This window comes from Streptomyces sp. G7(2002) (genome assembly GCF_028870195.1).
Taxonomy (GTDB): domain Bacteria; phylum Actinomycetota; class Actinomycetes; order Streptomycetales; family Streptomycetaceae; genus Streptomyces; species Streptomyces nigrescens.
In genome coordinates this window covers 8,311,381-8,332,327 of the sequence record NZ_CP102609.1, presented here as the reverse complement: position 1 = coordinate 8,332,327, position 20,947 = coordinate 8,311,381, and the positions used below count along the sequence as shown (strand labels likewise).

General features: G+C 70.7%; 15 protein-coding genes. 8 read left to right on the top strand and 7 right to left on the bottom strand.

Annotation, left to right across the window (positions count from 1 at the left end; genetic code table 11):
• Window positions 1-23 precede the first annotated feature (23 nt).
• A complete protein-coding gene (locus tag NUT86_RS35690; RefSeq protein WP_274739498.1) occupies window positions 24-821 on the top strand; it encodes a hypothetical protein in 798 nt (265 codons plus the stop codon).
• Here the strand turns inward: NUT86_RS35690 and NUT86_RS35685 are convergent.
• A complete protein-coding gene (locus NUT86_RS35685; RefSeq protein WP_342456272.1) occupies window positions 715-1,299 on the bottom strand; it encodes an NUDIX hydrolase in 585 nt (194 codons plus the stop codon). The genes NUT86_RS35690 and NUT86_RS35685 overlap by 107 nt on opposite strands.
• Before the next feature lie 330 nt (window positions 1,300-1,629).
• Here NUT86_RS35685 and NUT86_RS35680 point away from each other — a divergent pair, with 330 nt between their 5' ends.
• A complete protein-coding gene (locus tag NUT86_RS35680; RefSeq protein ID WP_274739496.1) occupies window positions 1,630-3,507 on the top strand; it encodes a WD40 repeat domain-containing protein in 1,878 nt (625 codons plus the stop codon).
• A gap of 191 nt (window positions 3,508-3,698) precedes the next feature.
• Window positions 3,699-4,529: an SDR family NAD(P)-dependent oxidoreductase gene (locus NUT86_RS35675; protein ID WP_274739494.1), complete on the top strand. Its 831-nt coding sequence runs from the start codon at window positions 3,699-3,701 to the stop codon at window positions 4,527-4,529.
• Window positions 4,530-4,563: 34 nt separating this feature from the next.
• On the opposite strand, the gene NUT86_RS35670 is transcribed toward NUT86_RS35675, so the two are convergent.
• Complete coding sequence (locus tag NUT86_RS35670) at window positions 4,564-6,036, bottom strand: aldehyde dehydrogenase family protein (protein ID WP_274739493.1); 1,473 nt, start codon at window positions 6,034-6,036, stop codon at window positions 4,564-4,566.
• Between the two features lie 330 nt (window positions 6,037-6,366).
• Here NUT86_RS35670 and NUT86_RS35665 point away from each other — a divergent pair, with 330 nt between their 5' ends.
• Window positions 6,367-7,545, top strand: coding sequence for an SGNH/GDSL hydrolase family protein (locus NUT86_RS35665; RefSeq protein WP_274739492.1), 1,179 nt, complete (start codon window positions 6,367-6,369; stop codon window positions 7,543-7,545).
• A gap of 80 nt (window positions 7,546-7,625) precedes the next feature.
• Here NUT86_RS35665 and NUT86_RS35660 read toward each other — a convergent pair whose 3' ends face one another.
• Window positions 7,626-8,507 (bottom strand): AraC family transcriptional regulator, encoded by an 882-nt coding sequence (locus NUT86_RS35660; RefSeq protein ID WP_274739491.1) that lies wholly within the window; start codon window positions 8,505-8,507, stop codon window positions 7,626-7,628.
• A 167-nt stretch (window positions 8,508-8,674) separates the two neighbouring features.
• Between NUT86_RS35660 and NUT86_RS35655 the strand changes: the two genes are divergently transcribed.
• Complete coding sequence (locus tag NUT86_RS35655) at window positions 8,675-9,448, top strand: alpha/beta fold hydrolase (RefSeq protein ID WP_274739490.1); 774 nt, start codon at window positions 8,675-8,677, stop codon at window positions 9,446-9,448.
• Window positions 9,449-9,633: 185 nt separating this feature from the next.
• Here NUT86_RS35655 and NUT86_RS35650 read toward each other — a convergent pair whose 3' ends face one another.
• Complete coding sequence (locus NUT86_RS35650) at window positions 9,634-11,451, bottom strand: ABC transporter ATP-binding protein (protein ID WP_109894725.1); 1,818 nt, start codon at window positions 11,449-11,451, stop codon at window positions 9,634-9,636.
• 124 nt (window positions 11,452-11,575) lie between these two features.
• Here NUT86_RS35650 and NUT86_RS35645 point away from each other — a divergent pair, with 124 nt between their 5' ends.
• Together NUT86_RS35645 and NUT86_RS35640 are read left to right on the top strand one after the other, a co-directional pair.
• Window positions 11,576-12,034: a MarR family winged helix-turn-helix transcriptional regulator gene (locus tag NUT86_RS35645; RefSeq protein ID WP_274739489.1), complete on the top strand. Its 459-nt coding sequence runs from the start codon at window positions 11,576-11,578 to the stop codon at window positions 12,032-12,034.
• Between the two features lie 86 nt (window positions 12,035-12,120).
• Window positions 12,121-15,051, top strand: a complete 2,931-nt coding sequence (locus tag NUT86_RS35640) for an FAD-binding and (Fe-S)-binding domain-containing protein (RefSeq protein ID WP_274739488.1) — start codon at window positions 12,121-12,123, stop codon at window positions 15,049-15,051.
• A 112-nt stretch (window positions 15,052-15,163) separates the two neighbouring features.
• Here NUT86_RS35640 and NUT86_RS35635 read toward each other — a convergent pair whose 3' ends face one another.
• A complete protein-coding gene (locus NUT86_RS35635; protein WP_159484773.1) occupies window positions 15,164-16,534 on the bottom strand; it encodes an alpha-amylase in 1,371 nt (456 codons plus the stop codon).
• A gap of 331 nt (window positions 16,535-16,865) precedes the next feature.
• On the opposite strand from NUT86_RS35635, the gene NUT86_RS35630 reads away from it, so the two are divergent.
• A complete protein-coding gene (locus NUT86_RS35630; protein ID WP_262040689.1) occupies window positions 16,866-18,284 on the top strand; it encodes a Gfo/Idh/MocA family protein in 1,419 nt (472 codons plus the stop codon).
• Between the two features lie 56 nt (window positions 18,285-18,340).
• Here NUT86_RS35630 and NUT86_RS35625 read toward each other — a convergent pair whose 3' ends face one another.
• Window positions 18,341-19,762, bottom strand: a complete 1,422-nt coding sequence (locus NUT86_RS35625) for a cation:dicarboxylate symporter family transporter (RefSeq protein WP_148589257.1) — start codon at window positions 19,760-19,762, stop codon at window positions 18,341-18,343.
• Between the two features lie 260 nt (window positions 19,763-20,022).
• Window positions 20,023-20,790 carry a hypothetical protein gene (locus tag NUT86_RS35620; RefSeq protein WP_401849772.1) on the bottom strand — a complete coding sequence of 256 codons (768 nt, stop codon included), beginning with the start codon at window positions 20,788-20,790 and terminating at the stop codon, window positions 20,023-20,025.
• Between the last annotated feature and the right edge of the window lie 157 nt (window positions 20,791-20,947).

Here is a 20,947-nt window from a genome sequence, read left to right as displayed (position 1 = left end):
GGGTCGGCGAAGGGGAGTCGGAGATGCAGGTCGAGGAGGCCCGGCGGCTGCTGGTGGAACGGCTGGGCGGGGGGCCGGAGCCGCCTTCGCCCGAGTCGGCGCGCGAGGTGATCGCCCAGCTGGCGCACCCCGGCACGCTCGGTCCGCTGGTGCGCCGATTATCCGTGGGTGATCTGGAGCTTGCGGAGTGCATCCGGCTCTCGTACCGCCATGTGCTGGGCTTCGACAAGCTGTTGCTGCTGCCCGGCGCGCCCCGGTTCATGCTGCGGGTCCACTTCTGGCACGGCACGGCCGGCGCGGTCTCCGAGGACATCCACAATCACCGCTGTGCGATCGCCTCGGCGGTGGTGCGCGGCAGCGTACGGATGGAGTGCTACCAGCCTGCCGCGGACGGCGTGCCCGCCGTCGCCTACCGGGAGTCCATCGACGGCCCCGGCGGGGCGTGGCGCCTGCGGCGGGTCGGCGAGGCACGGCTGCGACTGCTGCACTCGGAGCAGTACAGCGCCGGGCGGAGCTACGGCCTGGCCGCCCGTACTCTGCACCGGGTGGTGAGCGAGGAGCCGACGGTGACGCTGTTCCTGGAGACCGCCCCGCAGCGGTCGGTGACCGATGTCTATGTCAGGAGCCGCGGACGTGCCGGGGGCAGCGGCTCCGTCGTGCACAGCGGCGATGACCCGGGCCGGACCGTCGGCCCCGTCCGGGTCGTGGGTGACGTCAGTGCCGCCCGCGCCGAGCGCGCGGATCCACCGCCCAAGACTCCGCTGCCGCCGGCCGTCTATCTTGCCGAACTCGACGCTCTGGCAGGGTCTTTGGGCTACTGAAAGGGGGCGGACCCGGGCGCACGAAGCGGGCCGTCACGGCGTGGAGCCCGGCGGTGTCCAGCCGGCCGCCGAGCGCCTGGCGGATCACCGTGAGGTTGTAGGCGTCCACCCCGGCCTCGGCCAGCTCGGCGGGCCGGACCCAGCGGTAGGCCTGGTCCGCGCTGGGCAGTACGACATCCAGTGTGAGCGGGCGGACGACGAAGTTCTCCTGATGGTTGTGGACGCGGCGGCCCTGGTAGTCGCTCAGGAAGCTGGTCGAGCCGGTGTGCGCGACGATCGTGCCGAGGAGCCCGGTCTCTTCCTTCAACTCCCGTAGGGCGCCGCTCTCGGCGGACTCCCCACGATCGAGCTTCCCGCACGGCACCCCCCAGGCACCGGGCAGAAATCGCTCGCGGTAGCTACGGCGCACGATCAGCACGCGGGCGTGGTGCACCACCACCGCCGCGGCCAGATAAGTGTCGGCTGCAATCTGATGCATCGGACTTCTCGCAATCCGAAGAGACGGGCGTCAGGCCCGTGGCGGACGTCCACCGTACCGGCGATGAATCAACGGCGGACCGGTTCCGGAGCACCCGGCCGGCCACCTGGCCCATGAGCTCCCGACGGAGCGGCGGGCCGGCGTCTTCGCCTTCTGGAGCGCTGGGATCCCTCTGGGCGACAAGCCCCACGGGCTGAGGCGCGCAGTGCCGAGGAGATCGCGTGCCACCTCCCGGGGAGCAGTTCCCGCGCACCTCAACTTCCCGCTTCGAAATGGCTGTTGAACGCCACGGGAAGGCCGTTGTCAGTGGCTGCGGCTACGGTCTGGAGCATGGATGTACGAGGGAAGTCGATCGTGCTCATCGGCCGCTTCGAGGGCGTGCGCCAGGACGAGGCGCAGCGACGGCTGGAGGAGCTGGGTGCCCGGGTGACGGGTTCGGTGACCGGCCGGACGGATCTGGCGTTCGTGGACAGCCTCCACTTCAACGACGGGAAGAAGCTCCAGGAGGCACGAAGGCGCAGCATCCCGATATTCGACGACGACGCGCTACGGGCCCTGCTCGCCGATGAGGACGCCCCCGACCGCGACGAGCCTCAGGCCGGGGCGGTGTCGGATCTGGTGACCCTGCGGGCCCGGCTGCTGAAGCTGGAGCGCGAGCAGGGCATCACCGAGGAGCACCGCGCCGCCACGCGAGAGCTCCGCGAGAGTCAGGGCGCGATCCTTCGCCATCCGGACACCCACAAGGCGGAGATCAACGACTACGCTCTCAGCCCCTGCGGCCGCTATCTGGCCACCGGCACCCTGACCGGCGACGACTACGGCGGCAGCTTGCAGATCTGGGAATTGGTCACCGGACGCTGCGTCAATGTCATCGGCATTGAGGGCGGCATCGGCCGGCCCGGCTACGAGCGCAGCATCCAATGGTCGGCCGACAGCCGCCGTATCGGCCTCGCGTACAACACCCACCACATCGGTGTCTTCGATCCGTTCAGCCCGTACCTCGGTTCCGTCACCCTCGCCCAGTGTCTGATCACGGACGGCTTGGCCCGGCCGGTGCCCTGGGCGCTGGCGCCCGACGGGAAGCAGGTCTTCGTGAATTCCGGGACTCCGTGCGAGGTGGGCGGCTGCATCGTCCCCATGGAGAGCGGCGAACTGCAGTGGACGTCCCGTGACGCCACGCCCGGGCACCCCTTCCTGCTGGCCGACAGGCTCCGGGAGGACCTGCGGACCGAGGAGATGGACGCGCACGACGACGTCACGCTCCAGGCCGACGCCTGGGCCCGCTGGTCACGGGACGGCACCCGGTTGCAGGCGCAGGGCGGGAGCAGGGGCCACACGGAGGCATTCGTCGTCGACGTCTCGTCCGGGCAGGTGAGCTGGCTGGCCGGAATCGGCGAGCTCGCCGCCTGGAGCCCGGATGACCGGCTGCTCGCGCACTACGACAAGGGGCTGTGTTTCCTCGACGCGGTGACCGGCAAGCCGAACGGGAAGGGGGCCGGGCATCAAGGCGTTTCGGCACTGCAATGGGGCATGCAGGGCGATGTGCCGCGGCTGGCAGCCCTGGTGGGCGAGGGCAACGCCGCTGGGACACAGCCAGGTGTCCTCATCCATGACGAGGACCGGTTCCGCTACCGCCTCGACGTCACACCGGTGGAAGAGGCCATGGTCTACGCCGATTCCTGGGCATGGGCCCCGTCCGGCGACGCGGGAGCCTGGCTCACGGCCGACGGGCGGGTGGAGGTCTGGTCGCTGGACGGGGACGAGCCGCGGCGGCTGCGCACCTTGGACGTCCCGTCCGAGACCGGTGTGCTGCTGTGGGGCGCCGACGACGTCCTGGTCGCGATGAGCCCGACCACCCTGCGGTTCCTCCGGGCCGGATCCGGCGAGGTCCTCGGCGACTTCACCTTCCTCCACAGACCGCGGGGCCCCAAGCCGTTGGGGAACAACTACTGGTTCTTCGCGAGGAGGCACTTCGCGCCGGATGACGCGGCATGGTGCGCACTGTTCGAGGAGGGGGTGGTGATCGCTCCGGACGGCCGGGGTGCGGAGTCGTTGGACAAGGTTCTCGCCTGGACCGTGGAGGAGCGTCTGGCCTGGCCGGTGCGCTGGGGAGAGCTCGCTGTCGTACCGGACGCCCGGAGCGCGGGCTACGCGCTCGGGGACGCGCCGGACGGCGAGTGGCTGCGTGAGTACTGGGACACGATCTAGGTGTGTTGTCCGGGCAGTTCCGTTGCCCCCTCTGACCGTTGGGGAGCCTCGGTGATCGCGGCGCGCGCTGTCACCAGGACGGGGCACGCCCCGGATCCGCGGCTCGGGCCGATCGCACGACGGGTGGTGGTGGTGACACCAGGTTCAGCAGACACTCCCGGTCATCGCGCCGTGCCGTCAGGCTGGCTGTCATGACTCGACGTACCACTTTGATCACCGGCGCCACCCAGGGAATGGGCCGCGGCCTCGCGCTCGATCTCGCCACCCGCGGTGGCACCGTTCTGCTGCACGGCCGTGACCGTAGCCGTCTCGACAAGGTAGCGGCCGAAGTGCGGGCCGCCGCCCCCGAGACCACCGTCCGTACCTACCTCGCGGATCTGGCCGATCTCGATGAGGTGCACGCGATGGCCGACCGCATCCGGGCGGCGGAACCCCGGCTCGACGGTGTGATCAACAACGCCGTTGCGGGCGGCGGCGCCGAGCCGCTCCGGCGCGAGGTGAGCCGGCAGGGCCATGAGCTGCGGTTCGCGGTGAATCACCTCGCCCCGTATGCCCTCACCCGTGCGCTGCTGCCACTGCTGACCGCCTCGGCGCCGGCCCGCGTGGTCAACGTCGCCTCGATCGGGCAGGAGGCCATCGACTTCGACAACGTCATGCTGGAGCGGGACTACGAGGGGCTGCGCGCCTACTGCCGGAGCAAGCTCGCGCTGATCATGGCAACCTTCCATCTGGCCGACGAGCTGGCGGGCACCGGTGTCACGGTCAACACGCTCCACCCGGCCCATCTGATGGACACCGACGGGGTGCGCGCGTACGGCCTGACTCCGGTCATCGGCATCGAGGAGGGGGTCCGCCCGACCGTCCGGCTGCTGCTCGACCCGGATCTCGCCACCACCACGGGCCGCTACTTCGACCGGTTCACCGACACCCGGGCACACGCCCAGGCCTACGACACCGGGGCCCGGGAGCGCCTGATGAAGCTGACGCACACCCTCATCGACCGGGATGTGCAGGCCGGGTGACCTCCGGGCCCCCTGAGCGGCCCGCACGGCGCACTCACATGAACCGGCGGATCAGCCGCTCCTTGGCCGTGGTGAAGGGCGGGTACACGGCCCGCACGGTGTCGGGGAAGAGGGGTTTGTCGAGCACGGCCTTGGCGTTGCTGAACGTCTCGACCGAGTGACGCCCGTGATAGCGCCCGAGGCCGCTCTCGCCGACCCCGCCGAACGGCAGCCCGGGGACCGTGAGATGGGCGTTGGGCAGCCCGAAGCCCACCGCTCCGGAGGAGGTTTCGGTGAGCAGCCGCCGTCTGGTCCGCCGGTCGGTGGTGAAGGCATAGAGCGCGAGCGGCTTGTCGTGGGCGTTGATGAAGGTCAGCGCGGTGTCCAGGTCGGGCATACGCAGGATCGGCAGGAGGGGGCCGAAGATCTCCTCGGCCATGACGGGGGCGTCCGGCTCGACGTCGGCGAGCACCGTCGGGGCGATATAGCGGGCGGCGCGGTCGTGTCCGCCGCCGGTCACCACCCGGCCGTGGCCCAGCAGCGCGGTGAGCCGGTCGAAGTGGCGGTCGTTGATGATGCGGCCGTAGTCGGGGCTGCGGGCGGGGTCCGGGCCGTACATCGCCCTGACCGCTTCGGCGAGGTGCCGCTCCAGGGCTCCGGCCGTGTCGCCGATGGCCAGTACGTGGTCGGGAGCCGTGCAACTCTGCCCGGCGTTGAGGAACTTGCCCCAGGCGATCCGCCGGGCGGCGGTGGCGAGGTCGTCTCCGGGACAGATCAGTACGGGGCACTTGCCGCCGAGTTCCAGGGTGACGGGGGTGAGGTGGCGGGCGGCGGCCGTCATCACGATGCGTCCCACCGTGCCGTTCCCCGTGTAGAAGAGGTGGTCGAAGCGCTGTTCCAACAGCTGGGTGGTCTGCCGGACCCCGCCTTCGACGACGGTCACGGCGTCCTGGTCCAGATAACGAGGCAGCAGCCGGGCCAGCTCGGCCGAGGTCGCCGGCGCCAGCTCGCTCGGCTTGAGCACCGCGCAGTTCCCCGCGGCCAGCGCGCCCACCAGAGGCGCCAGCGAGAGCTGGACGGGGTAGTTCCACGGGCTGATGATCAACACCACGCCGAGCGGTTCGCGCACCGTCCGCGCCCGGGCCGGCAGCAGCGCCGCGGGCACCGGCACGCGCTGCGGGCGCAGCCAGCGGTGCAGATGGCGCAGCGTGTGATCGATCTCGTTCGTGACCAGGCGCACCTCGGAGGTCAGCGTTTCGACCGGGCTCTTCCCCAGGTCACGCCGTAGCGCCTCGGTGAGTGCGGGGGTCTGCTCGGTCAACAGGGCGCGCAGTGCGTTCAGTTGACGACGCCGCCAGGCCAAGGACCGGGTCCGTCCGGTGGCGAAGGTTTCGCGCAAGCGGCCGACGGTCCGGGCTGCGTCGTTGGCTTCTGCCGCTTCGTTGACGTCTGCCACGTCGTTAGCTTCTGCCGCTTCGTGGACGTCCGCCGTGTCCTGGATTCCCCCGGCGAACAGTTGGTTCCGCACTGTGCCCCTCCCCCTCCCCAGCAACGCAACGGTGCGTTGCGTTGCGCTGTGCGTGACGGTAGCGCGCCAACTCTTCGTATGCAACGCAACGTTGTGTTGCATGCGGACACAGGCGGGCGGAATTGCGACGGGCGCGGCACCGGCCTGCGACTGCGACTGCGACTGCGACTGCGCGGGGAACGGGGCGATGAGGGTGACCCTGGCATTGGCAGGCATCCGAAGCGTACGAAGAGCAGAGGTCTGGGTAGCCCGCACGCCCGCCGGAAGACTCACTGCCCTCGCCACCCGGCGAACGACAGAGAGACAGTGAGGCAGAGAGGCAGCAGCACCATGAACGACAACACCACTTCCCTTTTCTGGAACGCCGGTTGGGCCGCGGCCATCCAGCGCCCCAGCGAGGGGTTCCACAAGAACTGGGCACAGGAAGGGTTCGCGGACCAGACCGTGCGCCAGATCGTGCGGGTCACCGGCTCCGGCACCTCGGCCCGGATCAAGCTCTCGCACCGCTACGGCACCGCCCCGCTGGAGCTGGCGGGCGCCACGATCGCCCTGACGGACAAGGGGGCTGCCGAGCGGGCCGGCTCGGTGCGCCCGCTCACCTTCGGCGGGGCCCGCTCGGTGCGGGTCCCGGCGGGCGAGGAGATCTACAGCGACGCCGCCGAGGTGCATGTGGCACCCTTCGAGTCACTGACGGTGTCGCTGTACTTCGCGCGGCCGACCGGGCCCGCCTCATTCCATGCCCAGGCGTACGCCACCACCTATCGCGCCGAGGGTGACCAGCTCGCCGCGGCCGATCCGGCGGTGTTCGGCGAGACGACGGTGTCCTGGTACTACCTCGCCGCCGTCGAGCTGGCGGACGGCGGTCCGGCGCGGGACGACACGGTGGTGGTCTTCGGCGACTCCCTCACGGACGGGTTCGCCTCGACCATCGACGACAACCGGCGGTACTCGGACGCGCTGGCCGAACGGCTCGCGGACCAAGGCACCCCGCGCCCCGTACTCAATCAGGGCATCGGGGGGAACCTGCTGCTCAACGACTCGGCATGGTACGGCGACCGGGCCGGTGACCGCTTCCGCCGCGATGTGCTCGACCAGCCGGGTGTGCGCTCCGTGGTCGTCCTGGTGGGCCTCAACGACATCGGCTTCAGTGAGATCGAGCTGCCCACCTACCGCCCCAACCCGGACCAGTCGCCTGCTGAACTCATCGCGGGTTACCGGGAGTTGATCAGACAGGCGCGTGCCGCGGGGGTGCGGATCACCGGGGCGACCATCATGCCGTTCAAGGGGGCGGAGTACCACACGCCGACCGCCGAGGCGAAGCGCCGGGAGGTCAACGCCTGGATACGCACCTCGGGCGAGTTCGATGCGGTCGCCGACTTCGCCACGGCGCTGGCCGACCCGTCCGACCCGGACGCGCTGCTCCCCGCCTACGACAGCGGCGACCACAAGCACCCGAACGACGAGGGCTATCGCGCGATGGCCGCCGCCATCGACCTCACCACGCCCTGATCACACGCCCCTTGGGCCCGCCATGTGACGGCCCCCCTCCTGAGTTTCGGGAGGGGGCCTCTGCTTTCCGGCTCACGGGCTCAGCGGCCGTCGTGCCCCGTGCGCCAGCGGCTGGGGGACAGACCGGCCTGACGCTGGAAGAACGTGGTGAAGTTCGCGGCGTCGTGGAAGCCGAGGTGCTCTGCGCAGCGCGCGGCGGGCAGGTCGGTGTGTGCGAGCAGCCGTTTGGCCTCCAGCAGGATCCGTTGGTCGAGGAACTGCTTGGCGCCCAGGCCCGTTGCGGCGCGGGTCGCCCGGGTGAGGGTGCGCGGGCCGTAGCCGAGGATGGAGGCGTAGTCACGTACGTGGTGGTGCCGGGTGAACTGTTCCTCCACCGCGGCCCGGTAGCGGTGGAAGACGGTGTGTTCGTGGGGCTGGCCGGTCGGGGGCTCGGCCGGCTCGGCGGGCAGCACCCGCAGCACGAGGGCCGACAGAAGGTGGGCGAGCACCGGGACCGAGGCCAGTCGTGGATGCGATACCGCTGCCGCGTGCTCGTGCCGCAGGTGGTCCGAGGCCCGCACGGCCAGTTCCCAGACGTCCTCCTCCAGTTGCCAGCAGACCGGGCCGAAGACGTCCCCCGCCGCGTGCGCCACGGGGCCCGGAGCGGGCGGGAAGCCCTGCTCGAAGAGCAGGAGGGGGCCTTCCAGATCGTCGACATCGGTCCAGCGGTGCACCACACCCGGGCGTATCCACACGACGGTTCGCTCTCGCAGGGGGTACTCGATGAAATCGGCGGTGTGCCGTCCTACGCCCGACTGCACCAAGGCCATGACATGGAAGTCCGGGCGTTGAGGGCGGGTTCGCCGGCGGCCGCGGTCCATGAGCCGCAGTTGCGCGAAGCTGAGCATCTCGACATCGAACTCCGCCTGGGGAGCCGGTGCGTAGCGCAGCTGCCTGACCCCGGGAAGCTGACCGCTTTTCACAAGAAGCTCGCACCTTTCGACCGGGATTCCGCTGCCTCGCGACTGTAGCGTCTGCGCCATAACCCCCTGCTCAGCCGCGTGAACTCAGGCTGGAGCAGCTCTTCGTACCCTTCCCCGATACATACAGCTCAGAGGTCTCCATGGCGACAGAATCCACAACACACCACGTGCGCGTGGCAGACGGTTCGATCGAGGTCCGCCGGCGCGGGCGGTGCGGGCCCACGCTGGTGTTCGTGCACTACTGGGGCGGGTCCGCCGGTACGTGGGACGCCGTCGTGGAGCGGCTCCCGGCGGATCGTGACACGGTCCGTTTCGACCAGCGCGGCTGGGGTGCGTCGCGGGCGCTGCCCGGACCGCACCGACTGGACCAGCTCGCTGAAGATCTCATCGACATCGTCACGGGCCTGGGCCTGGACAACTTCGTCCTCGTCGGCCACTCGATGGGCGGCAAGGTGAGTCTGCTCGCCGCCGCCCGCCGTCCTGCGGGCCTGGCAGGGCTGGCGCTGCTGGCCCCCGCACCGCCGGAGCCGCCCGCCGCGGTGACGACCGAGTACCGGTACTCCCTCTCCCACGCCTACGATTCGGCGCAGTCCGTCGGGCAGGCGCTCGACCACGCCCTCACCGCCACGCCACTGTCGGGGGCCGTCCGCAGCGCCGTGGTGCGGGACAGTCTGAACAGCGACGAGGCCGCGCGTCTGGAGTGGCCGATGCGGGGTATTGCCGCGGATGTCACGGACGCCGTCAGGGCGGTCGATGTCCCCGTCCTCGTCCTGGCCGGCGAGCACGACCAGGTCGAACCGCCGCACGTCCTGCAACGCCACCTGCTGCCCAGCGTCCCCCAGGCCCGGTTCGACATCGTCCCGGACAGTGGGCACCTGCTACCTCTGGAGGCTCCCGCCGAGGTCGCCACGGCACTGGAGGGCTTCACCACTGGTCTCTGAGACCGGCCGAACTGGTCCTTGAGACCGACCGAACTGATCCTTGGGACCAGCCGAACTGGTCCTTGAGGCCGAACTGACTCTTTGAGACCGGCCGACGCGGCGGGCCAGGCAGCCGAGGAGTGGGTGCGGCGGCCACCCCGACCATTGAACTGGCCGCCGCGCATCCGACCTTACCCGCGGGTCACTTACGGGGCCATGACTTGATCACCGACCGGGGTGAGGTATGCGTCACGCCGTACCAGCGCCGCATAGCGCCCCTCGGCGGCGAGCAGCTCGTCATGGGTGCCGCACTCGGCGATCCGGCCCGCGTCCAGCACGACGATCTGGTCGGCGTCGCGGACCGTGGAGAGGCGGTGCGCGATGGTGAGGGTGGTGCGGCCCTCGGACAGCTCGTCGATGGCCTGCTGCACGGCGTGCTCCGTGCGGGTGTCCAGGGCGCTGGTCGCCTCGTCCAGGACGAGGACGGGCGGGTCGCGCAGGATGGTCCGGGCGAGGGCGAGGCGCTGTTTCTCGCCGCCGGAGAAGCGGTAGCCGCGCTCGCCGACGAGGGTGTCGTAGCCGTCGGGGAGGGCGGCGATGTGGTCGTGGATCTGGGCGGCCCTGGCGGCGCGTTCGATCTCCGCGTCGGTGGCGTCCGGCTTGGCGAAGCGGAGGTTGTCGGCGACCGAGGCGTGGAAGAGGTAGGTCTCCTGGGAGACCACGCCGACCGAGCGCGCGAGGGTGTCGAAGTCGAGGTCGCGGACGTCCGTGCCGTCAAGGGTGACCCGGCCTCCGGTCACGTCGTAGAGCCGCGGCACGAGATAGCTCAGGGTGCTCTTGCCGCTGCCGGTCTCCCCGACGACGGCGAGGCTGCCGCCGGCGGGGACGGTCAGTTCGATGCCGTCGAGGGTGGGGGCGGCCTCGGGGTCGTAGCGGAACGTCACGTTCTCGAAGCGGACTTCGCCGCGCGGGGCCGCGATACGGACCGGCTCGGCGGGCTCGGTGATGGCGACCGGCAGATCGAGGTATTCGAAGATGCGCTGGAAGAGCGCGAGCGAGGTCTGTATCTGGACGCCGGTGGACAGCAGGGAGACGGTGGGGCGCAGCAGGCCCTGCTGGAGCGAGACGAAGGCGACCAGGGTGCCGAGGGAGAAGACCGGGCCGCCCATCTGGAGGACCAGTCCGGCCGCCCAGTAGATCAGCGCGGGCATGGCGGCCATCACGATCCCGATGGTGGCCATCCGCCAGCGGCCGGCCATGTTGGCGCGGACCTCCAGGTCGACCAGGCGCTCGGATTCGTCGGCGAAGGTCCGGGTGAGGGAGTCGGCGCGGCCCATCGTGCGGCCGAGCAGGATGCCGCTGACGGAGAGGGACTCGGTGACCATCGCGGACATGGCGGCCATCTGCTTCTGCCGCTGGGTGGTGATCTTCTTGCGTTCGTTGCCGACCCGGCGGCTGATCCAGACGAAGAGCGGAAGCAGCAGCAGGGAGACGACGGTCAGCCGCCAGTCGAGGGCGAGCATGGCGCAGACGGTGGCGAGGACGGAGGTCAGGTTGGAGACCAGGGAGGTGGCGGTGGAGGTGACCGTCGCCTGCATACCGCCGATGTCATTGGCGATCCGGGACTGGACCTCGCCGGTACGGGTGCGGGTGAAGAAGGCCAGCGGCATCCGCTGGAGCTTGGCGTAGACCGCGGTGCGCAGATCGTGCATCACACGCTGGCCGACGGTGGTGGACAGCAGGGTCTGCAGCACCCCGAACACGCTGGTGACGACGGCGGTGACGATCATGCCGAGGGCGAGCAGGGTCAGCAGTCCGGTGCGCCGGCCGGGTATCGCCACGTCCAGGATCTCCCGGAGGAGGAACGGGGAGGCGACCGAGACCAGCGAGGAGGCGCCGACGAGCAGGCCGACGACGGCGAGCCGGGCGCGGTAGGGGCGGAAGAGGGCGAGGATCCGCCGCAACGGGACCGGCTTTTCCGGGTCCTTGGGCGGTGGGGTCCATTGGGGTTCGTCGCTGCGCATGGGCTCCTTCGAGGGTGTGCGGCATCGCGGCAGGGGCGGCCGGGGAAACAAGCATCGTGGAGCCTAGCTCATTGTTACCTATACTCACAATGAATTAAGTCCTGCTGTCCGCTATCCTCGCCGTATGCCCTCCCCCGAGCCGACGGTCAGCACCACGAACCTCGCCGAGCAGCTGGTACGGCTGACCCGCCGGATGCACCGCGCCCAGAAGCACCATCTGGCACACCTGGACATCGCCTTCACCCCCGCGCAGTCCCGGCTCCTGCGGATCGTCGGCCACTACCGCGACGCCCCGCCGCGGATGGCCGACCTCGCCGAGCGGCTGGAGGTCGTCCCACGGGCGGTGACCACGCTGGTGGACGCGCTGGAGACCCATGGCGCGGTGCGCCGGGTGCCCGATCCGGCCAACCGGCGGGTGATCCGGATCGAGCTCACCGACACCGGCCGTTCCACACTGCGGGCGTTGCGCAGCGCACGGCGGGCCGCGGCGGAGGAGATCCTGGCACCGCTCACCGCCGATCAGCGCGAGGTGCTCGGCGGACTGCTGTCCACCCTGGTCGACGGGCCGGGGGCCCCGCACTGACCCAAGGCCTGTCCGGTGGGCCGGCGCGGGCCCGTGCCGGCCCACCGGACAGGTCCTGACGCCCAGTCAACCGGAGGAGTGCCGCCATGCCCCTGCTGGAGCCGGACCCCGAGACCCTGCGGCCCACCGCCACCGGCGGCCCGGCCCACGACCGGGTGGCCGGCCCGTGGGCGTCCGGCACCCCCGAGCCGCTGCGCGGTGAGCTGATCGCGCTGCTCGGCGCGGACAAGGTGCTCCACAAGATCTCCGACCTGGTCCGCTACGCCTCCGACGCCAGCCCGTACCGCTTCGTCCCGCAGGTCGTGGTGGTGGCCGAGGACCTCGACGACATCTCCGCGGTCTTCTCCTACGCCCACGGCAAGGGCCGCAAGGTCGTCTTCCGGGCCGCCGGGACCTCGCTCAACGGCCAGGCGCAGGGCGAGGACATCCTCGTCGACGTCCGCCGGCACTGGTCGGGCCTCCAGGTGCTCGACAACGGGGCCCGCGTCCGCATCCGGCCGGGCACCACCGTGCTGCGCGCCAACACCACCCTGGCCCGCTACGGGCGGCTGCTCGGGCCCGATCCGGCCAGCGCCGTCGCCTGCACCCTGGGCGGAGTGGTCGCCAACAACGCCTCCGGGATGACGGCCGGCACCACCCGTAACTCCTACCGGACGCTGGCCTCGGTCACCCTCGTGCTGCCGTCGGGCACGATCGTGGACACCGCGGAACCGGACGCCGACGCGGAGCTGGCGCACGCCGAACCGGCGCTGTGCGCGGGCCTGCTGGCGCTGAAGGCGGAGATCGAGGCGGATCCGGATCTGGTGGCCAGGATCCGCGCCAAGTACGAGATCAAGAACACCAACGGCTACCGCCTGGACGCCTTCCTCGACGGCGCGACACCGGTGGAGATCCTGCGCGGGCTGATGGTCGGCTCCGAGGGCACCCTCGGCTTCGTGGCCGAGACCGTCTTCGACACCCTGCCGCTGGACCGGTACACCTCCAGCGCGCTGCTGTTCTTCCCGACGCTCGGTGCCGCGGCCGCGGCCGTACCGCGGTTCAACGCGGCGGGCGCGCGGGCCGTGGAGCTGATGGACGGCAACACGCTGCGCGCCTCGGTGCGCGTGGCCGGGGTGCCCGCCGACTGGGCGGCGCTGCCCAAGGAGACCACCGCCCTGCTGGTGGAGTTCCGGGCGCCCGACGAGGCCGGCCGGGAGGCGTACGAACGGGCCGCGGCGCAGGTGCTGACGGAACTGGAACTGGTCGCGCCGGTCCCGTCCGTCACCAATGCCTTCACCCGGGACCCGGGGGCGATCGGCGGCTACTGGAAGGCCCGTAAGGCGTTCGTGACGGCGGTGGGCGGCTCCCGGCCGCCCGGGACGACGCTGATCACCGAGGACTTCGCGGTGCCGCCGGCCCGGCTCGCCGAGGCCTGTACGGCCCTGCTGGAGCTGCAGTCCCGGCACGGTTTCGATGCGGCGGTGGCGGGCCACGCCGCACACGGCAATCTGCACTTCCTGCTCGCCTTCGACGCGGCGAAGCCGGCCGAGGTGGACCGCTACGCCGCGTTCATGGACGAGTTCTGCCGGCTGACCGTCCAGCGCTTCGACGGGTCGCTGAAGGCGGAGCACGCCACCGGCCGGAACATCGCGCCGTTCCTGGAGCTCGAATGGGGCCCCCGGGCAACGGAGTTGATGTGGCGGATCAAGGAGACCGTGGACCCGCACGGCATCCTGGCGCCGCGCGTCCTGCTCGACCGCGACCCGCGGGCGCATCTGCGCGGGCTGAAGACCATCCCCCGGGTCGAGGCGCGCGCCGACCCGTGCATCGAATGCGGCTTCTGCGAACCGGCCTGCCCCAGCGGGGACCTGACCACCACACCCCGCCAGCGGATCGTGCTGCGCCGCGAGATGCTGCGCCAGCCGGCCGGCTCCCCCGTCACCACCGAGCTGCTGGACGCCTACGGCTATGACGCGGTGGACACCTGTGCCGGCGACTCGGTCTGCAAACTGGCCTGCCCGGTGGGGATCGACACCGGCGCGCTGATGAAGGACTTCCGGCACCGGCGCCACACTCCGCGCGAGGAGTGGGTCGCCGCGCAGGCCGCCCGGCAGTTCAAGGCCGTCGAGAAGGCGGCGCGGCTGGCGGTGGCCGCCGCCGACCGGATCGGCGACCGGCTGCTGATGTCGGTGACCGGCGCCGCCCGCAGGGCCGTACGCCCCGACCTGGTGCCCGAGTGGCTGCCGCGGATTCCCGGCGCGGCGCCCCGGACGCGGCCCGCGACCCGGAGGGCGGGAGCGGCCGCGGTCTACTACCCGGCATGTGTGAACCGGATCTTCGGCCCGCCCGCCGGATTTCACGGTCTGCCCCTGCCCGAGGCGGTGGTGGCGGTGTCGCGGCGGGCGGGCCGGCCGGTGTGGATCCCGCCGGAGGTGGCCGGTACCTGCTGCGCCACGATCTGGCACTCCAAGGGGTACGAGCGCGGCACCGCGCTGATGGCCAACCGGATCGTCGAGGCGGCCTGGGGCTGGACGGCCGGCGGGCGGCTGCCCCTGGTGGTGGACGCGTCCTCGTGCACGCTGGGCATCGCCCATGAGGTCGTGCCGTATCTGACGCCCGGCAATCGCACGCTGCATGCCGGGCTGACGGTCGTCGACTCGCTCGTCTGGGCCGCCGAGGAGCTGCTGCCCCGTCTGGAGATCGTGCGTACGGTCGGCTCGGCGGTGCTCCATCCCACATGCGCCATGCAGCACTTGGGCGACGGGACACCGCTGCGCCGGGTCGCCGAGGCCTGTGCGCGGGAGGTCGTGGTGCCGGACGACGTGGGCTGCTGTGCGTTCGCCGGTGACCGCGGGATGCTGCACAAGGAGCTGACCGAGTCGGCCACCGCGAAGGAGGCGGCCGAGGTGACCGCCCGGCACTTCGACGCGCATCTGTCGGCGAACCGGATGTGCGAGGTCGGGATGGACCATGCGACGGCGGGCCGGGGCTACTACTCGGCCCTCCAGGCACTGGAGTTGGCCACCCGGCCCGCTTGAGGGGCGTGCGGTGCCGCGGTGCGGTACGGGCCCGGCGGCGGGTGCGGAACGGCCGGTGTCCCGCACCCGCCGGGAGCGGCAGGTCCGCCCGGCGGGTGCGGCAGTGCGCCGGTCAGCGCGTGCGGTGCAGCGCCACCGCTCCCTTGGCCGGGACCGAGAGCTGTGCCTTTCCGTCGTCTCCCACGGTGACCGTGTGGCCGTCGCACGCGGACGGTGCGGCCGCCACGACATCGCAGTAGGTGCCGGCGGGCAACGAGGTCGCGAAGGTCTGCTTCAGTTCCGCGTCACCGTTGTTGAGGGCGACGAACCCCTTGCCGTCCCGGCCGAAGGCGATCGCGCCGCCGCCGTTGTCCCACCAGTCGGTCAGCTTCGCCGAGCCCACCGCGTTGCGGAAGCCGACCATCCCGGTGATCGCCCGCTTGGCATGCTGACGGGTCCATCCGCCGCTGCCGCTGGGCGGTCCGGCGTCCTTGTCGGACCACTCGTAGCCGGAGTGGACGTTCGGAGACCCGTAGGGCGAGGCGAGCATGAAGACATTGGCGAGCGTGTAGGCCGCGCCGTCCTTGTAGGTGAGCGTCGAGCCGTTGCGCTCGGTGTCCCAGTTGTCGACGAAGGTACGGGCCTTGTCGCTGCCGAGCTTGCCGTCCGCGATGGACTTGAGCCGGTCGAGGCTGCCGCCCTGGAAGGCGCTCTTGAGGTGGTGGCCGTAACGGAATTCGTCGACATCGCCGTTGCCGGTGTACTCCTCGGGCTGCACCGCCTCACCGGCGCCGTGGATGACCTCCTGCACCCAGTAACCCGGGTCGCGCATCTTGCCCTTGATGGCGGCGAGGTCGGCGGCGGAGATGTGCTTGGCGGCGTCCACCCGGAAGCCGTCCACGCCCAGTGACCGCAGGTCGTCGAGGTACTTGGCGATGGTGGTGCGGACGTAGTCACGGCCGGTGTCGAGGTCGGCGAGGCCCACCAGTTCGCAGGTCTGGACGTCATTGCGGTCGCCGTAGTCGGAGATGCTCTTGCGGCAGCCGTGGAAGTCCTGGTCCTGGTAAGTGCCGGGGTAGTCGTACTTGGTGTACCGGGTGCCGCCGGTGCCCGTACCGGAGCCGGCCGCCATGTGGTTGATGACGGCGTCGGCGATGACCTTGACGCCCGCGGTGTGGCAGGCGCTGACCATCGAGGCGAACGCCGTCCGGTCGCCGAGCCGTCCGGCAATCTTGTAGCTGACGGGCTGATAGGAGGTCCACCACTGGTCGCCCTGGATGTGCTCGGAGGCCGGTGAGACCTCGACGTAGCCGTAGCCGGCCGGACCGAGCTCATCGGTGCAGGCCTTGGCGACGTCCGCGTACTTCCACTCGAACAGCGTGGCGGTGACGGTCTTTTCGCCGGGAGGGGCGGCCTGGGAGGACCACGGCGCGAAGGTGGCGAGGCCGGCCGCGGCCAGCACTCCGGCCAGCGCCCCGCCCAGCACACGGGAACGTTGCTGCATCTTGCGGCTCCTTGGTCATGGGGCGCGGCAGCGCGCACCGCGCCCACGAGAGCAGCCACGCGCCGGGCCGCCGTGGGGGGATTTCCGTACCGGAGCCTGCCGTTTGCCTTGTGGACACGTCAAGGCTTTCTGCAAGGCTTTTCAGCGACTTGCGAAAGGTGCTGACGGTGGCCCGTCCGGTCTTGCCGCCATGGGTCCGGTAATACGGCAAAGAGTCCAAGCGTGCCGTAACAAGAGTCCAATCGGCCCTCTTGTGCCTCAGGCCTCCGGCCGACAGGGTCCTGACCGAGGTTCACGTAGGCCCCGGCAGACCACCGCTCCTGGAGGACCGATGAACGAGGCACCATCGCAGCACCACGACGACCACAACGAGGCGGGGCCGAGCCGCCGTTCGGTCCTGTGGACCGCCGGTGCGGCGGGCGCCGGGCTGGGGCTCGGCGGTCTCTCGGCCGGACCGGCCGCGGCGGCCGCAACCACGACGGCCGCCGCCTCCCCCCGCGCCACGGGCCGGACGATGATCGGGGTGCCGTTCGAGCGGCGCAGCACCGTACGCGTCGGCATCATCGGCCTCGGCAACCGGGGCGGCAGCATGATCGACCTCTTTCTCGCGGTGCCGGGCGTCCGTGTCGTCGCCCTGTGCGACCCGGTGAAGGAGAAGACCGCCAAGGCCGCCAAGAAGGTCACCGCCGCGGGGCAGCCGGCGCCGGCCGTCTACACCAACGGCGAGCATGACTTCGAGAACCTCTGCAAGCGCGGCGACATCGACTTCGTCTACACGGCCACGCCCTGGGACTGGCACTTCGACATGGCGAAGACGGCGATGCTCAACGGCAAGCATGTGGGCGTGGAGTGCCCCCTCGCGCTGCGCCTGGACCAGCTGTGGGAGCTGGTGGATCTCTCCGAGCGCACCCGCCGACACTGTATGCAGCTGGAGAACTGCTGTTACGGCAAGAACGAGATGCGGGTGCTGCGGATGGCCCACGCGGGCCTGTTCGGCGATCTGCTGCACGGCGCCGGCGCATACAATCACGATCTGCGTGGCCTGATGTTCGACCCCAAGTACTACGAGGGTCCCTGGCGCCGGCTGTGGCACACCCGGCTGCGCGGCGACCTCTACCCCAACCACGGCTTCGGCCCGGTCGCCAACTACATGGACATCAACCGCGGCGACCGCGCCGTACGGATCTCCAGCTTCGGTACGCCCGCGCTCGGACTCGCCGCCTACCGCAAGGAGCACATGCCGGCGAACGACCCCAGCTGGAAGGAGTCGTACATCGAGAGCGACCGGACCATCAGCCTCGTCCAGACCGCCAAGGGGCGGGTGATCCGGCTGGAGCACGATGTCTCCACTCCGCACCCCTACAGCCGGATCAACAGCCTCGGCGGCACCAAGGGCGTCTTCGAGGACTACCCCGAGCGGATCTATCTGGAGCCGGACCAGAGCAACGACGAGTGGGGCGACTTCAGCAAGTACGCGGAGTGGGACCACTGGCTCTGGAAGGAGCACGCCAACCCGCCCGGCGGGCACGGCGGTATGGACTACATGCTGGTCTTCCGGCTGATGCAGTGCATGCGGCTTGGCCTCGTACCGGACTTCGACGTCTATGACGGGGCGACCTGGACCGCACCGGTGCCGTTGAGCGATCTGTCGATCAAGGCGAAGGGCGCCCCGCAGGAGATTCCCGACTTCACCCGCGGACTGTGGAAGAAGGCGCGGCCGGGGATGGATTCGAAGAAGCCCGAGGAGTAGGAGCCGGTTGCGCTCCGGGCCCGGCGGGCGGCGGCGCGCCGGCCGGGCCCGCCGCCTCAGCTGTCGCGGGGCGGGGCGGCTGCGGCGCCCGGTTCGGTGACCGCTCCGGGCGGCGTGTGCGGCCCGGGTTGCGCCCGCTGGGACACCCGGTCCTGCTCCGCCGGCCCGTCGGCCGGGGCGGAAGCCGGCTCTTCACCGTTCATGACCTTCTTCGCCGTCACCCGGTCCAGTGCGCCCTCCCAGCGGGAGACCGCGAAGACCGCGACACAGTTGCCGAGCAGATTGGTCGCCACCCGCATCGAGTCCATGATCCGGTCGACACCGAGCAGCAGGGCGACCGCGGAGGCCGGGACGACACCCAGCGCGGAGGCCGTCGCGGACAGCGCGAGGAACGCCGAACCCGGTACGCCCGCCATGCCCTTGCTGGTCAGCATCAGCACCAGCACCACGGTGATCTGCTGGCCGAGCGACAGATCGACGCCGATGGCCTGCGCGATGAAGAGCGTGCCGATGGAGAGGTAGATCGAGGCGCCGTCGAGGTTGAAGGAGTAGCCGGTCGGCAGCACCAGACCCACCGCGTCGTCCCGGCAGCCCGCGGCCCGCAGCTTCTGCATCATCCGCGGCATCACGGTCTCGCTGGAGCCGGTGCCGAGCGCCAGCAGCAGCTCCTCGCGGGTGTAGCGGACGAACCTCCACAGGCTCAGCCCTGTGACGGCCTTGAGGGCGCCCGCGAGGAGGACCAGGAAGGCCAGCGCGACGCCGTAACAGACCGCGATCAGCTTGCCGTACGTCGACATCGCGCCCAGGCCGTACTCCCCCACCAGGTGGGCGGTGGCACCGAGGACCGCGAGCGGGGCGAGCCTCATGATGAAGCCGACGACGGTGAACACCACGTCCTGGGCCTGCTCGATCAGCGGCAGGATCTGCGGCACCTTCGTCTGCCCGAGGTGCAGCAGCGCGGCGCCCACCAGGCAGGCCAGTACCAGGACTTGCAGCAGGGAGTTCTCGGCGAAGGCGCCGACCGCGCTGTTCGGCAGCGACTCCAGGACGAACTGGGTGGTGGAGGGCAGCTGTCCGCCGCCCGTCTTGGCATCCACCGCGCCCTTGTCCAGGGACGCCGGGTCGACATGCATCCCGGCACCCGGGGTGAAGACATTGGCGGCCAGCAGGCCGACGACGAGCGCGATGCTGGTCGCCACCTCGAACCAGATCAGGGCCTTGACCCCGATCCGGCCGAAGGCCTTGAGGTCGCCCGCCTTGGTGATGCCGGCGACGACCACGCAGAAGACCAGGGGCGCGATCATCGCCTTGATCAGCCGTACGAAGCCGTCACCGAGCGGCTGGAGCGACGTACCCGCCTCCGGCCACAGGCGTCCGACGAGAACGCCGAGGACCAGGGCGATGAGGACCTGGGTGAACAGGCTGGTGCGCAGATGACGGCCTGCGCGGCGGGCGAGAGTTCCGGTGGCGTGCGGCACGGGCACTCCTCCATGGACGGATTCTGGGATGCGGAAGTGGACTTCCGCGATCCGTCACTATTGCCGCTTGGTGTTCACCACGAAAGAGGCCGAGGTAACTTCCCTGGAAATCTTGGAGCTTGGTCCAAGGCGGAGCATGCACCCCGGAGGGTTTCGGTCAGCTATGACCGCACTCGCCGCTTTCATCCCCTCGCGGCCGCGCCAGCGTCGGACAGCCCCGTTACACCCCGTTACACCCCGATGCTCCCTGCCTGAGCCCCTCAGGCCGCGAGGTGCACCTTGTCCCCCATGACGACGACGGGGTGCCGCGCCGGATCGAGGGCGCGCAGCAAGGCCCGCATCCCGGACTTCGAGACGCTGACGCAGGCGGACGTGCCGCTCCCGTGGTCCAGATGCAGCCAGACCCCGCCGCCCTTGGACTGCCCCTGCGGCCGGGTCGGGTCCAGCGGGGAGGTCCCCTTGACGCGGTTGTAGTTGATCGCGACGACATGGTCGAAGTCGTGACGGGTGCTCTTGGCCCAGTACGAGGGCGGGGTGAACGCCGAGGAGTGCGTATAGGGCAGCTTGGCGCCGGGGTCCGGGAGCACACCGCCCGCATCCGTCAGCGTGAACACCCCGACGGGGCTGCGCTTGTCCCCTTCGTGATGATTCACCGTCCAGCCGCGCCGGCCGTTGTGCGCGTCCCAACTCCCCTTGCGGTCCCAGCCTTTGGCGCCCTTGTCATAGAGGACGACGGTGGCGTCGGCGGAGTTCACGCCCGCGCCGTAGACCGCCACGACCTGCCGGGAAGCGGCCGGAATCCGTGACCGCAGGGCCGGGCCGACCTCGGGAATGTGCCGGAGGTGGGTGGTGGACGACCCGCCGCGGGCCGGGCCGCCGGGGCGCTCCCCCTTCGCCGCACCGTCGTCCTTGCCGCCGCCGTCCCGGCCGTCGCCCGCACCGCCGCCGCAGCCCGCCAGAAGAACCAGCCCCGCCACGGCGACCGCCGCCGTCCGCCTCGCACTGCCCGCTGTCCGCATGACCCCCATGGTCCCACCCCGGTCCTGACGGCCGTTCAGCGCCCGCCCGCCACCTGCCGGCCGCCGCACGATTGTCCGAATCACGTGGTCACAGCGGAAAAACCGTTTGAAATCCGCCCAGTCCACGGGCCAATCTTCCAAGACCTCCGCGGACGACGAAGCGCGC